We start from the raw sequence: 13,809 nt of genomic DNA, 5'->3' as shown, positions 1-13,809 counted from the left end.
GATGCGTGCGCGAATGCATCGTCGCCTGAATCCATCGCGCGCTCAAGCACTTGGGCGCGATCTCCAGGCCTTATCAACAGGTCTTTCAACACATTCTGTGGATAACGGCGTGGGCCGATATTTTCCGGTCGTGAGTCCGCTTGAGCGCGTCGTTGCTTCGAAATTGCTGCGCCCAGTAACGCGCGGGACAAAGCGATTCGCCTCAAGCACTTAGACGCTCCGCCCCAGGCTTATCAACAAGTCTGTCAACACAAACTGGGGATAACGTTGAGGGATCCCAGGCGCTGGCGCGGCGAAAAACTCCGTCACGCGCACATGCTGTGCGATTTCGCACCTCATCCGCAAATCTCCGCGCGCTCAATGCGTTAGCCCGTTTTTCAGACGGTTTTCAACAGGCTCATCAACACGAACTGGGGATAAGTGCGCGGCGTTCCATAGGGAATCCCAGGTTTAGTCGGATGCGGTCGGGTTCGGTGTACCGACGGACGCCGACGCGGACGCGGCAGTGGAAGCCGCCGCCGCCGGCGCGGACGACGTCCCGCCCTGATCGAGCGGCGGATTGCCCATCGCCTGCAACAGCGCAGCCGTATCAGTCAGCCGCGCGCTCGTATAGCGGATCTCGTCGAGCTGCGCGTTGCGCCATTGCTGCTCGCTCGAACGCGTCGCCGCGACGGGCAGCGAGCCGAGCCGATAGCGCGCCGACGTCTCGTTGAACACGCCCTGTGCCGAACGCGCGGCGATGTTCGCGGCATCGAGCGACTGCGCGTCGTGCTCGAGCGAGGCGAGCGTATCGGCGACGTTCTGGAACGCGGCCAGCACCGTCTGTTTGTACTGCGACACGCTCGCTTCGTACGTGTGCTGTGCCGCGCGACGCTGCGCGAGCAGCGCGCCGCCATGAAACAGCGGTTGCGACAGCGACGCGCCGATGCTCCAGATCGCCCCCGCACCGGACATCGCGACCGGCCAGCTAAACCCGCCTTGTCCCATCGATGCCGACAGCGACAGACTCGGGAACATCTGCGCGGTGGCGACGCCGACATCGGTCGCAGCGGCCTTCAGCGCGGCGTCGGCGGCCTCGATGTCCGGCCGCGTGCGCAGCAGTTCCGACGGCACCACGACCGGCACCTGCTCGGGCAAATGCAACTGCGCGAGATCGATGTCGTCCGGCGCGGCGTCAGGCGTGCGGCCGAGCAGCACCGCGAGCGCGTGACGCGTGGTGAGCCACTGTTGCTTCAGCGCCGGCAGACTCGCCGACACGCTCGCCGCGCTCTGCTGCGCGTTCAGCAGATCGGCATGCGAGACCGCGCCGAGCGCGAAGCGCCGTTCGGTATCGCGCGCCTGATCGTTGGCGAGGACCACGAGCCGCTCGGTCGTATCGATCTGCGCGTGCAGCGCGGCGCTCGTGATCGTCGCGGTCACGATGTTCGCCGCGAGCGCGCGCCGCGCCGCCTCGAGCTGGTAGACCTGCACGTTCACGCGCGCGGCGAGCGCCGCGTTCGCGAGGCGCGCGGAGCCGAACAGATCGAACGTATAGTGCGCCTGCAACTGGCCGACGAACACGTTGTACAGAAACGTGTTCGGTCCGATCTCCGGGATCGCGAGCGCGCGATTGCGGGTGGCCTGGCCGCCGGCGTCGATGGTCGGCAGCAGCGAACTGCCGACCTGCGCGCGCAACTGCTCGCGCGCGGCGGCGAGACTGCGGTCGGTCGCGTCGAGCGTCGGACTATTGCGCAAGCCTTCGTCGACGAGCGCGTTCAGCGCCTCCGAGCGGTACAGCTTCCACCATTCGGGCACCGGCTGCGCACCGGTCACGAACTGCTGCGTGATGCCCTGCGCGGGCACGGTTTGAGTCGGCAGCGGCTCGGCACCGTAATGCGCGGGCTGCGGCATCGCGGGCGCGTCGCCGTTCGGTCCGAACGAGCAGGCGCCGAGCAGGCAGGTGATGCTCGCGATGCCGGTGGCGAGCGTGGTGCGGGCCAGCGCGTCGAAGCGCGCGCGGCGACGGGATAGGGCGGGGATAGTCATGCTCGTGCTCATGCTCAGTTACCCGTGTGCGTGGCGTCGGAACCGGACGGCGTCTGCGGCTCGCGCTCGTCGGCACGCACGCGGAACGACGCGGCGTACAACGCGGGCAGATAGAACAGCGTCAGGATCGTCGCGCTCGTGATGCCGCCCATCAGCGCGGTCGCCATCGGCCCGAAGAAGTTCGAGCGCAGCAGCGGGATCAGCGCGAGCACGGCCGCGGCGGCGGTCAGCGTGATCGGCCGGAACCGCCGCACGGTCGCGCCGACGATCGCATCGAAACGCTTGTGCCCCGACGCGATGTCCTGCTCGATCTGATCGACGAGAATCACCGAGTTGCGCATGATGATGCCGAACATCGCGATCACGCCGAGCATCGCGACGAAGCCGAACGGCTGGCCGAACAGCAGCAACGTCAGCACCACGCCGATCAGGCCGAGCGGCGCGGTCAGCACGACCATCAGCACGCGCGCGAAGCTTTGCAGCTGGATCATCAGCAGCGTGAGCACCGCGATCACCATGATCGGAATCTGCGCATTGATCGAGGTTTGACCCTTGGCGCTTTCCTCGACCGAGCCACCGATCTCGATCCGGTAGCCGACCGGCAGCGTCGCACGGATCGGCGCGAGCGCGCGGTCCACCGCGTGCGTCACGTCGATGCCTTGCGCGTCGGCCGACACGTCGGACTGCACGGTAATGGTCGGCTGGCGGTCGCGTTCCCAGATCACGCCGTATTCGAGGTCGTTGCGCAGATGTCCGAGGGTGCCGAGCGGCACCGGCCCGTTCGGCGTCGGCATCGCGAGCGCGATCAGCTGCGACGGGTCGACGCGTTCGGCGCGCGGCGCGCGCAGATCGACGCTGATCAGCTTGTCGCGCTCGCGATACTGCGTGACCGTATAGCCGGACATCGTCAGCGCGAGGAAGCTGGAGATGTCTGCCGATGTCACGCCGAGCTCGCGCGCGCGTTTCTGGTCGATCTCGAAGCGCACCGAGCGCTCGGCGGGTTCGTCCCAGTCGAACTGCACGTTGCGCGTGCCGCGATTGGCGCGCATCGTCGCGGCGACGCGTTCGGCGATCGAGCGCACGGTCGCGATGTCGTCACCGCTCACCCGGAACTGCACCGGATAGCCGACCGGCGGCCCGTTCTCGAGGCGCGACAGGCGCGTGCGGATCGCCGGGAAGTTGTTGCGCAACTCTGGTTCGAGCCACTGCGCGAGCTTCTCGCGATCCTTGACCGACTTCGCGGTGATCACGAACTGCGCGAAGTTCGGCTGCTGCAATTGCTGATCGAGCGGCAGATAGAAGCGCGGCGCGCCGGTGCCGACGAAGCTGACCGAGTGATCGATTTCCGGCCGCCCCTTGAGAACCTGTTCGAGGCGCTGCGCCTGACGCAGCGTTGCATCGAACGACGCGCCTTCGGGCAGCCTCACATCGACCAGCAACTCCGGCCGGTCGGAACTCGGGAAGAACTGCTGCGGCACCAGCGAGAAGCCGGCCATCGCGAGCACGAACAGCAGCACAGTGATCGCGAGCACCACGAAGCGACGCTCGATGCACCAGCCGATCCAGCCGCGCAAGCGCGTGTAGAAGCGCGTGTCGTAGATGTCGTGTTCGTGATCGTCGGGCTCGTGCGCATGGCGCTTGCGCTCGGGCAGCATGTGATAGCCGAGCAGCGGAATCAGCACGACCGCCGCGAGCCACGACGCGATCAGCGCGATCGCCGACACCTCGAAGATCGAGCGCGTGTACTCGCCGGTGCTCGACTTCGCGAGCGCGATCGGCAGGAATCCGGACACGGTCACGAGCGTGCCGGTCAGCATCGGAAACGCGGTGCTGGTGTATGCGAAGGCTGCGGCGCGGGTGCGGTTCCAGCCTTGCTCGAGCTTCACCGACATCATTTCGACCGCGATGATCGCATCGTCGACGAGCAGGCCGAGCGCGAGCACGAGGGTGCCGAGCGATACCTTGTGCAGGCCGATATCGAACAGGTACATGCAAAGCGCAGTGACCGCGAGCACCACCGGAATCGAGATCACGACGACCATGCCGGTGCGCACGCCGAGCGATACGAGACTCACGATCAGCACGATCGCGACCGCTTCGGCGACCGCTTCGAGGAAGTCGTCGACCGAGCGCGCGACCGCATGCGGCATGCTCGATACTTCGACCAGATTCAATCCGACGGGCAGCGCGGCGCGCAGTTGGGTCATCTGCTGATCGAGTGCGCGGCCAAGGCGGATCACGTCGCCGCCCGGCTGCATCGTCACGCCGATGCCCAGCACGGGTTTGCCGCCGAAGCGCATCTGCGTGACGATCGGGTCGTCGTAGCCGCGCCTGATGGTCGCGATGTCGCCGAGACGGAAGGTGCGGTTGTTGATGCGGATCAGCGTGTCGGCCAGCGCGTTGACGTCGTTGAACTGGCCGCTCGGGCGCACGAACACGCGGTCGTCGGTGGTGGTCAGCGTGCCCGCGGGCGCGATCGTGTTCTGCGCGTTGATCGCCTGGCCGAGCTGTTGCGGCGAGATGCCGAGACGCGTCAACTGCGTGTTCGCGATCTCGATGTAGATGTGCTGATCGGGGTCGCCGAAATAGTCGACCTTGCCGACGCCCGGCACGCGCAGCAGCACCGTGCGCAGCTGGTCCGCGTAATCGTGCAGTTGCGCGGCGGAAAAGCCGTCGCCTTCGAGCGTGTAAATGTTGGTGTAGACGTCGCCGAATTCATCGTTGAAGAACGGGCCCTGGATGCCCGGCGGCAAGGTCGCCGCGATGTCGCCGACTTTCTTGCGCACCTGGTACCACGTCTCGGGTACCTGGCTCACTGGCGCCGAGTCCTTCATCGTGAAGAAGATCAGCGATTCGCCGGGGCGCGAGTAGCTGCGCACGAAATCGATGTACGGCGTCTCCTGCAGCTTGCGGCCGATGCGATCGGTCACCTGCTCCTGCACCTGGCGCGCGTTGGCGCCGGGCCAGAACGTGCGGATCACCATCACGCGGAACGTGAAGGGCGGGTCCTCCGACTGCGCGAGCCGCGTGTAGGCGAGGATGCCGAATGCGGTGGCGAGCGCGATCAGGAACACCACCAGCGCCTGATGACGCAACGCCCACGCGGAAAGATTGAAGCGGCCTTCTTCGTGCGCCGTGCTCATGAAGCGAAGTCCTCGGGATGCAGCGGCGCTATCGCGCGGACTTTCTCGCCGGCGCTCACGGTGTGTACCCCTTGCAGTACGACGCTTTCGCCATCTTTCAGGCCCTCGCTGACGACGAACGTGCGCTCGTAGTAGCGCGTGACAGTTACGCGACGCAGTTCGAGGGTGTTGTCCGCGGCGCGCACGACCCACACGGCCGGTTCGCGCCCCTCGTGAAACAGCGCGGTGACCGGCAGCGTGAACACGCCGTGCTGCGCGGCCTTCGCGGTGAGCGGCACGGCCGGCGTGACGTCGGCGGTCATGCCTAGGCGCACGTCGGCGCCGGCGTCGAGCAGCGTCAGACGCGCGCGCCACGTGCGGCTTTGCGGATCGGCGGCCGGCGACAGCTCGCGCACGCGCGCGCTGAGCTTGCGGCCCGGCAGCGCGGCGAGCGTGACGCTCGCGTTCTGGCCGACCGCGAATGCGGCGAGCGCGCTTTCGGGCACGTCGCACAGGACGTCGACGTCGCCGCTCCACGCGAGGTTGTAGACGGCCTGACCCGCCGACACGTTTTGTCCCGTGTCCGCCTGTTCAGCCGTGATGACGCCCGCATGACCGGCGGTGAGCGTCGTGTATTGCAGCTGATTCTTCGCGAGCGCCGCCTGCTGCTGCGCCTGATCGCGCTGCGCGAGCGCGGACGCGTACGCGTTGGTGGTCTGTTCGAGCTGGGCCGGCGCGATCAGGTTTTCTTTGGCCTGCGCCTTGTCGCGCTCGAGCTGTTGCTGCGCATAGACGAGGTTGTGCTGCGCGGCGTCGAGCTGCGCCTGCGTGCTAGCGGCGTTTTTCTGCGCATCGGCCGGGTCGAGCAATGCGACGACTTCGCCGCTCTTCACCGTGTCGCCGAGCCGCACCCGCCGCTCGATGATCTTGCCGGCGACGCGAAACGACAGCGGCGTCGAATAGCGCGCCTGCACTTCGCCGGGCAGCGACGCCGCCTGCAGCGCGTGACCGTCCGAATGCACGGCGAGCGCGACCACCGGGCGCGGCGCGGGTGCCGCGGCTTCCTTCTTCGAGCAGGCCGCGAGCGCGAGCACGCCTGCCAGCGCGAGCGCGCAGGTTTGCCTGGAGAAACCGCGGTGATGGAATGGGGGAGACTGCTGGCGCATCGCTGACGATGCGGGAGAACCGGGACGCTTCACAATTACCCCAACTGGAGACAGCGAACGAACACGGCAAGCCGCGCGGCCCGCCAGCGAAGACCTGCACGCCGTTCATGCTAATGGCATACAAGTATGGCTTTGGATGACGGAATGAATTCTAATACACTCATGTATCTGAATGTATAGATGGATTTGAATTCTTTTGGGTGCTAGGCTTGCGGCCATGAAACGTCAAAGACTGACACGAGAGCAGAGCAAGGACCAGACGCGGGGGCGGCTGCTCGATGCTGCGCAGGCAACTTTCATGAAGAAGGGCTTCGTCGCGGCGAGTGTCGAGGACATCGCGGCGGCGGCCGGCTATACGCGCGGTGCGTTCTATTCGAACTTCCGCAGCAAGACCGAGCTGTTTCTGGAGCTGTTGCGGCGGGATCACGAAGCGATGCAGGCGGGCCTGCATGCGATTTTCGAAAACGCGGCTTCGCGCGAGGAGATGGAGGAGCGCGTGCTGCGCTACTACAGCTCGCTGCATCGCGAGAACAAGTGTTTTCTGCTGTGGGTCGAGGCGAAGCTGCTGGCGGTGCGCGACGGCCGTTTCCGGCTGCGCTTCAACGCGTTCATGCACGAGAAGATCGAACAGTTGAGCGCCTATGTGCGCGAGTTCTCGGCACGCGTGGGCACGCCGATGTCGATGCCGCCCGAGCAACTCGCGATCGGACTGATGGGGCTGTGCGACGGCGTGCAGTTCTTCTACACGGTCGATCCGCAGAATGTGCCGACTGAGATGGCCGAAATGGTGCTGGCGGGGTTTTTCTCGCGCGTGGTGTTCGGGCGCGATGCGTGACAGTGGGCGTTCAGCCCGATGCGCGGATGCAAGAACGCGCGACCCGGACGGATCGCGCGTCAGATACGGCTAAAACCTTAAAAATCAGTCGGCCGGCAGTTGCGCGCAGGCTTCGGCGGCGGGCGCCGTGCACGCGAATGCGTACTGGCCGCTGGCGTCGAGGATCTTTGCCCCTGCGTGCAGGGCCACCTTGATATCCGGGCAACGCTCGTAAGCGATATATGCCGAGCTGGCGGCGGCCGACCAGCAAACCAGCGAAAACGCGATTTTTTCGAGCAGATGAAAACGATGTGGCATGGCGATGTGGCGGTAATTTCTTTCGGCCGCCATTTTACCAAGAGACTAGGGTTTATACCTAGCCAAAATCCACAATAGACGGCGCAATAGTGGCGAGATCGATACGCCACCTCGAATCTGACCGGAATGTCATGTCCGGGTCAGGGTTGGGACATGTCCGATAGCTAGAATCGGTTGGATTGGGCAGGCCCACACGCATGCGGCGCGGGGCCACACAGGCGGCAACAGTTGCGCCGGCCCGGCTTTACCGAGGCAGGAGTCGTCCCATGAATCAACTGCAGTCGATGCGCGTGTTCGTCAAGGTGGCGGACCTCGGCAGTTTCGTTGGCGCGGCGGGCGCGCTGGATCTATCCACCGCGGTCGTCACGCGGCACGTCGCGGATCTCGAAGCGCGGCTCGGCACCCGATTGCTGAACCGCACGACCCGCCGTCTGTCGCTGACCGAATCCGGCGCGACCTATCTGGAGCGTGTACGTCACATCCTCGCCGATCTCGAAGGCGTCGAGCAGATGGTGGTGGCGCGCAATCACGAGCCGGTCGGCACGCTGCGCATCGTCGCGCCGGTCGTGTTCGGGCTGCATAGTCTCGCGCCGGTCGTGCAGTCGTACGCGGCGCGCTATCCGGACGTGGTGCCCGACGTCACGCTCGCCGACCGCCACGTCGATCTCGTCGAAGAGGGCTTCGACGTCGGTATCCTGGTTGCGCGGCAGATGCGCAGCGCGAGCATCGTCACGCGGCGGCTCACGACCGGCTACATGACGGTGTGCGCGACGCCCGAGTACCTGGCGCAGCACGGCACGCCGAAACGCCCCGAGGATCTGCTCAGGCATTCGTGCCTGAGCCGGCCGGCCGAGCAGGGCGGCGGCGAGGAGCGCGTGTTCAGCGGGCCGGACGGCGAAGTGCGGGTCCGGCCGACCAACGCGATCGCGGCGAACAACGCCGAGATGCTGCGCCAGTTCGCGCTGCTGGGCATGGGCGTGGCGATTCTGCCGAGCTACCTGATCGGGCGGGACCTGGCGGCTGGGCGGCTCGTGCGTCTGCTCGACGAGTACAGCCTGCCGCCCATCGAAATCACGATTGCGTATCCGAGCCGGCTGCATCTGCCGGCGAAGGTCCGGACGTTCATCGATCATCTGGTCGAGCATTTCCAGCCGGAAAGCGCACAGGCGCGAGGTTCGCGCAGTGCGGCGCTGGTGCGGGCGGTAGCGGCGGTGAGCGGGTCCGACGATCAGGCCGCGCGCGAGATGTCCGAAGACGGGCTCGAAAGCACCCGCACGACACGCCGTGTGATACGGGTGCCGCGCACGCGGATCGCGGCGTCGTCGCAGTTCGGAAGGTGAGGTGACGCGTGTCTGAATCCGGCTTCAGATGCCTAGGCCCGGACCGTAATTGCCGCCGATCAGGCGCGTGACCGACTCGATATCGACGTAATCCTGCTCCGGCATGCTATCGAGCATCGCCAGCACCTCGTTGCTCGCGCCGGCTTCGCGCGCCGCGTCGACGAGCGCATCCTTGTTGGTCGGAAATTGGACTTCGCTGAGAAGGTCGGCGATCTGCAGATCGATCGATTCGCCGGGGATGTCCGAGGCCGTCATGCGCATGCTCCTGTCGAGCTCGAGTTGGTCACGTCGTTATTGCCGCCGCGAAAAGCCAGTGCCTCGCCGCGATGAGTTTCTCGCAGTGTGTCGCAATCCCGCGCGCATCGCCACCCCATCTTCATGACAGCCGGCGCAAGCCGGGCCGGCGCGCCGTCGCGGCCGCGCGATCGCCCGCCGTTGCGGCCGCCCTCACGTGGTCAAATGCTCGTGCTGCCCGGTCAGGCTGCGTTCCAGATGTCGGGACTTTGGCAGCGCAATATGCTCCCAGTGCTGCGGACGGTTCGCGTCCGCGCTCGCCACGTCCGGGGCAGGAGGCGCGACCGGGGCGGCGTCCACGCGTTGCGCAAGCGTAATGGAATCCTTGCTGTCCGGCGCGGTATGAACCGGCGCGGCGAAACACGAGGCTGACAGCGTCACCATGATTAACAGTGTCGAGGTTTTCATCGCCCGACCTCCTAAAGCTCATGCGGCGCTGACAATCGAGCAAACCCTGTGCCGTCCCGCGTCGAAAGGACGGTGCAAGCCAAGGACGGTGTGGCGCTGCGCGGCCCGAGCTCCTTACCATCTTAGATGGCAATTACTGCAAAGCGCGCACATTTGCGACAAAACCGTTTTGTAGATTCCATCATCGCACGAACCGGCGCGCGCGTCCGCCATGCGTTAGCGCAGCACGTCGAAGCGCGTCCACGGCCACGACGGCCGGTCGCGCATATAGCCGTTCAGCCAGTTCCACTGCGGATGCCGCTTCATGAACGCCTGCGCGTCGAACGGCCGGCCGCACGGATGGCCCCAGCGCGCGGAGAACGCCATCTCGCGCGCCATTTCGCTATCGACCACCTTGCCGTCGTTCGCGCCCCACGGATTGAACGGGCCGTGATCGGTGCCGCCGAAGCGCGCGTCGTCGAGCTCCAGATGCCCGCAGATCGTGCGCGAGCACGGGTTGTCGTTGCGATCGAGATAGACGTCGTGATGATCGGCGATCATCTGCTTCGCGAGTTCGACGTCGATGCTGCCGCGATGCATTTCCTCGAGCTGCATGAAACGCAGACGCCGCGCGCCGTTCTTGCGCACGTCGGTATAGTCCTCGCCTTCGCCGATGCATTCCTGGTTGCGGATCTTCAGATCCGTCGCGGTGTTGTAGCCGCTGTAGAAACCGTCTTTGGTGGTCTCGAAGCCCGAATAGTGCAGGCCGAGTTCGTAACGGGCGATCTCGCCGGTCTTCGTGTCGCCGAGCAGCCAGCTGTTCGCGTAGCCGCCGTTGTTCGCGAGCGAGAACATGTCGCACCATTCCTTGATGCTGTTCGCATATTGGGACGCGCGCCGCGAGCGATAGAACTCGGGCGCGCCGGCCGGGTTGTAGCCCGCGAAGTTCGAGATCGTCGTTTCGGTGATCATCAGCCCGGCCGCCGTGACCCAGAAATCGGTCAGGCTCGAGATGCAGCCCGGCAGGCCCTGCATCAGGATGCGGTTGCCGCGGTCGGGCACGATGTCGAACACGACGTTGAACGCGTCGCCGGCCGCGTAGCGGTCCCATGAGTTGTGCGCCATCACGATGCGGCCGTCGCGCGTCGCGTTGCCGGTCGCGATGAACGCGCTGCAGTGGTGACCACGCCGGCCGCGCCACAGTTTCGCGCCCAGATGCGGCTGAGCCTGCGCCGCATGCGTCGGCCACCAGCTTTGCAGCAGATCCATGTAGCCGTTCCACGCGAGCACTTCGGCGAACGGCAGCTTCGCGCCGTCGGCGATGCCATGAATTTCGTCGGCGAATTCGGTGTCGAGCTTGCTCGCGAACTGGCTCGTCGCGGCGTTGACGAAGGTGTCGAACTCTTCGCCGGTGTCCCACCTGGCGAGGTAGCGTGCGGTGCGGATCGCGTTTCTGATTTCGTCGGCGAGCAATTGGCCGTGCTGCTCGCCGCGATCGTACGGCTCGCCTTCGATATGCACGAAAATCCAGCCGGCCTGATCGCGGCGTACGGCCTCGGGGGACGGTTCGCTCATCTGCGGCTCCGACTACACGGCGTATAAGGCGGGCGCTGCCTCTGCGCCCATGCTGGGCTCACGCGTGCCGGCCGCATAAAGGGCCGACGGTCTGTTCATTGTAGAGAATCCGCGGCGCTTTGCATCGCACGCCGCGAAGCTTGCGCGAAGGCCCTAGCGCGACGGATTCATGCGGAAGTACGCGTCGAGCAGCGAGGTCTTGTAGACGACCCCGGCGAGCTTGGGATGCGCGGTGCTTTCGATCACCGGCAGCCGCTCGCCCTGAAACGCCATGAAGTGCTGTAACGCGACAGCGAGCGACATGTCCGGCGTCAGCACGTCGAAATGCGGTTGCAGATAATCGGCGGCGGTTTTCATCGACGTGTCGGTCCGGTCGAGCAGATCGGACGTGATGTCCTTCAGCGCGACCACGCCGAGAAACGCGCCCGAGTCGTTCGCGACGTACAGATACTTGACCGGATATTCGAGGAACACGCGCGTCATGTCGTGCACGGTCGCGTTCGGCGGCACGACGGTTTGCGCGGGGCGGATCAGCTCGCCCATCTGCGTCGCGCGCAGCCGCGTGCGTTCCTGCTCCTCGCGATTGCGGCGCAGCGTGATCTCGTACATCGAGGTCTTGCCGATCGCACGCGCGATGAAGTACGCGACCACGCACGACACCATCAGCGGCAGCACGACCTGATAGCTCAAGGTCATCTCGAAGATCATCAGGATCGCCATCAGCGGCGCCTGGGTCGCGCCCGCGAGGAACGCGCCCATGCCGACCATCGCATACGCATAAGCGGCCGACGTCGCATGCGGCCACAACGCGTGCATGCCCTGACCGAACAGCGAGCCGACCGCCGCGCCGACGAACAGCGTCGGCGTGAACACGCCGCCGACCGCGCCCGAGCCGGCCGTCGCCGCGGTCGCCGCAAGCTTGCAGACGAGCACGAGCACGAGCGCGGTCCACGTCCACGGCGAATGCAGGATCGAGTTCACGACGCTATAGCCGTTGCCCCACACCTCGGGCTCCGCGACCGAAATGATGCCGACCACGAGACCGCCGATTGCTAGCCGCACCGGCAGCGCCACCGGCAGCTTGCGAAAGGTCCGCTTCGAGGCATCGAGCAATCGCAGGAACTGTGGCGCGGCCGCGCCGCACAGCGCGCCGAGCGCGACGAACAGCAGCACCTCGGGACCGGTCACGGTCGGAAACTCCGGCATCTCGTAAGGCGGCTTGTAGCCGGCGAATTCGCGCATCGTGATGTTAGCGACGACCGCCGCGACCACCACCGGCCCGAAGCTCTCCATCGCGATCGAGCCGAGCACGATCTCGGTGACGAAAAACGCGCCCGCGATCGGCGCGCTGTACGCGGACGTGATGCCGGCCGCCGCGCCGCATGCGACCAGCAGGCGCAGCCGCGGCGGATCGAAGTGGACCCAGCGGCCGATCAGCGACGAGGCGAGCGCCGCGAGCTGCACCATCGGACCTTCACGGCCGATCGAGCCGCCGCTCGCGATCGTAAACAGCGACGACACGCTGCGCCACAGGCTCAGGCGCACCGGCACGGCGCCGTCGCCGATCGCGACCGCTTCCATGTAGTCGGAGTGCGGGTGCCTGTCGGCGTGACGCTGCGCGATCAGCAAAAACACGCCGGCGACCAGACCGCCTGCGGCCGGCACCCAGATGCGCACGGTCCACGGCAGGCTGCGCGCCGTTTCGACGAAGCTGCCGGAGTGGCCGGTGATCGCCAGTTGCAGCAGTTCGATGCCTTTACGAAACGCAACGGTGGCGAACGCGCCGACAATGCCGACCACGACCGACCAGACCAGCATCGTGTGGGCATCGGAGAGGCGGAAAAGGCGTTGGGCGCGGGTGCGCAGCTTCAGCAGGAATGAAAGCACGTCGACGGTACGGGGCGTGATGGGGGGTTGAAAAACGCGCGCCATAACAGCAGCGCGCCCGCCTCGAATGGCGGGCGCGCGGCGGCGAGCAGGCGGGGGAGGGCGGCGCGGTTCAAGTCGCCGCCTTGTCGAGTTCCGGATAGTGCCGGAAGACGCAGCTTTCGTTATGGGCGATGCGCCGGTCCGAGTTCAGGTACGCGGCGATGTTCGGTCTGGCGATCACCCTGTCGTGCAGCGCGGCGAGCCGCGGATAGTGCTCGCCGAAGCGCTTCAGCGCGCGCGGAAACGCATACAGCAGGCCATCGATCAGCTGGAACATCGACAGGTCCACATAGGTCAGCGCGTCGCCGACCATGAAGCTGTCGCCGGCTGGATTCTGCGCGAGCACGCGCTCGAAGTACGACATGAACTTCGGAATCCGATGGTCGATGAAATCGTGCGCGCGAACCTTCGCCGCGTCTTTCTGCTCCTCGTAGTAGAGGCCGCTCGCGAGCGGATGGTGGGTGTCGTGCGCTTCGGTGACGACGTCGGCGATCGTCAGTTGCAGGCCGTTCGCGACGTAGCGCAGGCTCTCCACCCTGGGCGCGAGATTGAGCCGCGGGCCGAGATAGAACAGGATGTTGGCGGTCTGCGGGATCACCAGATCGCCGTCTTTCAGAAACGGTGGCGCGAACGGCGGATACGGCTCGTCGGGGCTGTCCATCACGGCCATCATCGCCTCGGTGCCGAGGCCCTTCGAAGGCTTGCCGCGAGCGACTTCGACGTAGTCGACGCCGGCTTCCTCCAGCGCGAGCCGCACGAATTCGCCGCGGCCTTGCAGGCCATCCCAGTAGTACAGTTCCAGGCTCATCGATCGATCCTCATTCCGGTCGCCGGGACGC

General features: G+C 66.0%; 11 protein-coding genes. 2 read left to right on the top strand and 9 right to left on the bottom strand.

Annotated elements, in window-relative coordinates; genetic code table 11:
- Positions 1-450: 450 nt before the first annotated feature.
- The 3 genes from VSR82_RS02160 to VSR82_RS02150 are packed head-to-tail and all read right to left on the bottom strand — an operon-like array spanning position 451 to position 6,313.
- A complete protein-coding gene (locus tag VSR82_RS02160; protein ID WP_429459061.1) occupies positions 451-2,025 on the bottom strand; it encodes an efflux transporter outer membrane subunit in 1,575 nt (524 codons plus the stop codon).
- Between the two features lie 14 nt (positions 2,026-2,039).
- Positions 2,040-5,168 (bottom strand): efflux RND transporter permease subunit, encoded by a 3,129-nt coding sequence (locus VSR82_RS02155; RefSeq protein ID WP_429459063.1) that lies wholly within the window; start codon positions 5,166-5,168, stop codon positions 2,040-2,042.
- Entirely contained in the window at positions 5,165-6,313 is a 1,149-nt protein-coding gene (locus VSR82_RS02150; RefSeq protein ID WP_429459065.1) for an efflux RND transporter periplasmic adaptor subunit, read from the bottom strand. The genes VSR82_RS02155 and VSR82_RS02150 overlap by 4 nt, the downstream gene beginning before the upstream one ends.
- Before the next feature lie 217 nt (positions 6,314-6,530).
- On the opposite strand from VSR82_RS02150, the gene VSR82_RS02145 reads away from it, so the two are divergent.
- Complete coding sequence (locus VSR82_RS02145; RefSeq protein WP_429459067.1) at positions 6,531-7,148, top strand: TetR/AcrR family transcriptional regulator; 618 nt, start codon at positions 6,531-6,533, stop codon at positions 7,146-7,148.
- 84 nt (positions 7,149-7,232) lie between these two features.
- Here the strand turns inward: VSR82_RS02145 and VSR82_RS02140 are convergent, their stop codons facing one another.
- A complete protein-coding gene (locus VSR82_RS02140) occupies positions 7,233-7,445 on the bottom strand; it encodes a hypothetical protein (protein WP_368587075.1) in 213 nt (70 codons plus the stop codon).
- A 266-nt stretch (positions 7,446-7,711) separates the two neighbouring features.
- Between VSR82_RS02140 and VSR82_RS02135 the strand changes: the two genes are divergently transcribed.
- A complete protein-coding gene (locus tag VSR82_RS02135) occupies positions 7,712-8,785 on the top strand; it encodes a LysR family transcriptional regulator (RefSeq protein WP_410842516.1) in 1,074 nt (357 codons plus the stop codon).
- 24 nt (positions 8,786-8,809) lie between these two features.
- Here the strand turns inward: VSR82_RS02135 and VSR82_RS02130 are convergent, their stop codons facing one another.
- The 5 genes from VSR82_RS02130 to VSR82_RS02110 all read right to left on the bottom strand — a co-directional run bounded on the left by VSR82_RS02130 (position 8,810) and on the right by VSR82_RS02110 (position 13,778).
- Positions 8,810-9,040, bottom strand: coding sequence for a DUF2795 domain-containing protein (locus VSR82_RS02130; protein ID WP_368587074.1), 231 nt, complete (start codon positions 9,038-9,040; stop codon positions 8,810-8,812).
- A gap of 192 nt (positions 9,041-9,232) precedes the next feature.
- Entirely contained in the window at positions 9,233-9,487 is a 255-nt protein-coding gene (locus VSR82_RS02125; protein ID WP_368587073.1) for a hypothetical protein, read from the bottom strand.
- 216 nt (positions 9,488-9,703) lie between these two features.
- Entirely contained in the window at positions 9,704-11,041 is a 1,338-nt protein-coding gene (locus VSR82_RS02120) for a C45 family autoproteolytic acyltransferase/hydrolase (RefSeq protein ID WP_410847987.1), read from the bottom strand.
- Positions 11,042-11,194: 153 nt separating this feature from the next.
- Positions 11,195-12,928, bottom strand: coding sequence for a ClcB-like voltage-gated chloride channel protein (locus VSR82_RS02115; RefSeq protein WP_429459071.1), 1,734 nt, complete (start codon positions 12,926-12,928; stop codon positions 11,195-11,197).
- Positions 12,929-13,040: 112 nt separating this feature from the next.
- The gene (locus VSR82_RS02110) at positions 13,041-13,778 is read right to left on the bottom strand and encodes a glutathione S-transferase (RefSeq protein ID WP_368587070.1); all 738 of its coding nucleotides are present in this window, start codon (positions 13,776-13,778) and stop codon (positions 13,041-13,043) included.
- Between the last annotated feature and the right edge of the window lie 31 nt (positions 13,779-13,809).

The sequence above is a fragment of the Burkholderia sp. JPY481 genome, from assembly GCF_038900515.1.
GTDB classification, from domain to species: Bacteria; Pseudomonadota; Gammaproteobacteria; order Burkholderiales; family Burkholderiaceae; genus Paraburkholderia; species Paraburkholderia youngii.
Note: the sequence above shows the minus strand (reverse complement) of the source record. Positions and strands in the feature narration are given on the sequence as shown.

Coding starts and splice junctions, on each gene's coding strand:
- VSR82_RS02160 (WP_429459061.1), bottom strand. CDS start 2,025: ATGACTATCCCCGCCCTATCCCGTCGCCGCGCGCGCTTCGACGCGCTG.
- VSR82_RS02110 (WP_368587070.1), bottom strand. CDS start 13,778: ATGAGCCTGGAACTGTACTACTGGGATGGCCTGCAAGGCCGCGGCGAA.
- VSR82_RS02135 (WP_410842516.1), top strand. CDS start 7,712: ATGAATCAACTGCAGTCGATGCGCGTGTTCGTCAAGGTGGCGGACCTC.
- VSR82_RS02155 (WP_429459063.1), bottom strand. CDS start 5,168: ATGAGCACGGCGCACGAAGAAGGCCGCTTCAATCTTTCCGCGTGGGCG.
- VSR82_RS02125 (WP_368587073.1), bottom strand. CDS start 9,487: ATGAAAACCTCGACACTGTTAATCATGGTGACGCTGTCAGCCTCGTGT.
- VSR82_RS02145 (WP_429459067.1), top strand. CDS start 6,531: ATGAAACGTCAAAGACTGACACGAGAGCAGAGCAAGGACCAGACGCGG.
- VSR82_RS02120 (WP_410847987.1), bottom strand. CDS start 11,041: ATGAGCGAACCGTCCCCCGAGGCCGTACGCCGCGATCAGGCCGGCTGG.
- VSR82_RS02130 (WP_368587074.1), bottom strand. CDS start 9,040: ATGACGGCCTCGGACATCCCCGGCGAATCGATCGATCTGCAGATCGCC.
- VSR82_RS02150 (WP_429459065.1), bottom strand. CDS start 6,313: ATGCGCCAGCAGTCTCCCCCATTCCATCACCGCGGTTTCTCCAGGCAA.
- VSR82_RS02140 (WP_368587075.1), bottom strand. CDS start 7,445: ATGCCACATCGTTTTCATCTGCTCGAAAAAATCGCGTTTTCGCTGGTT.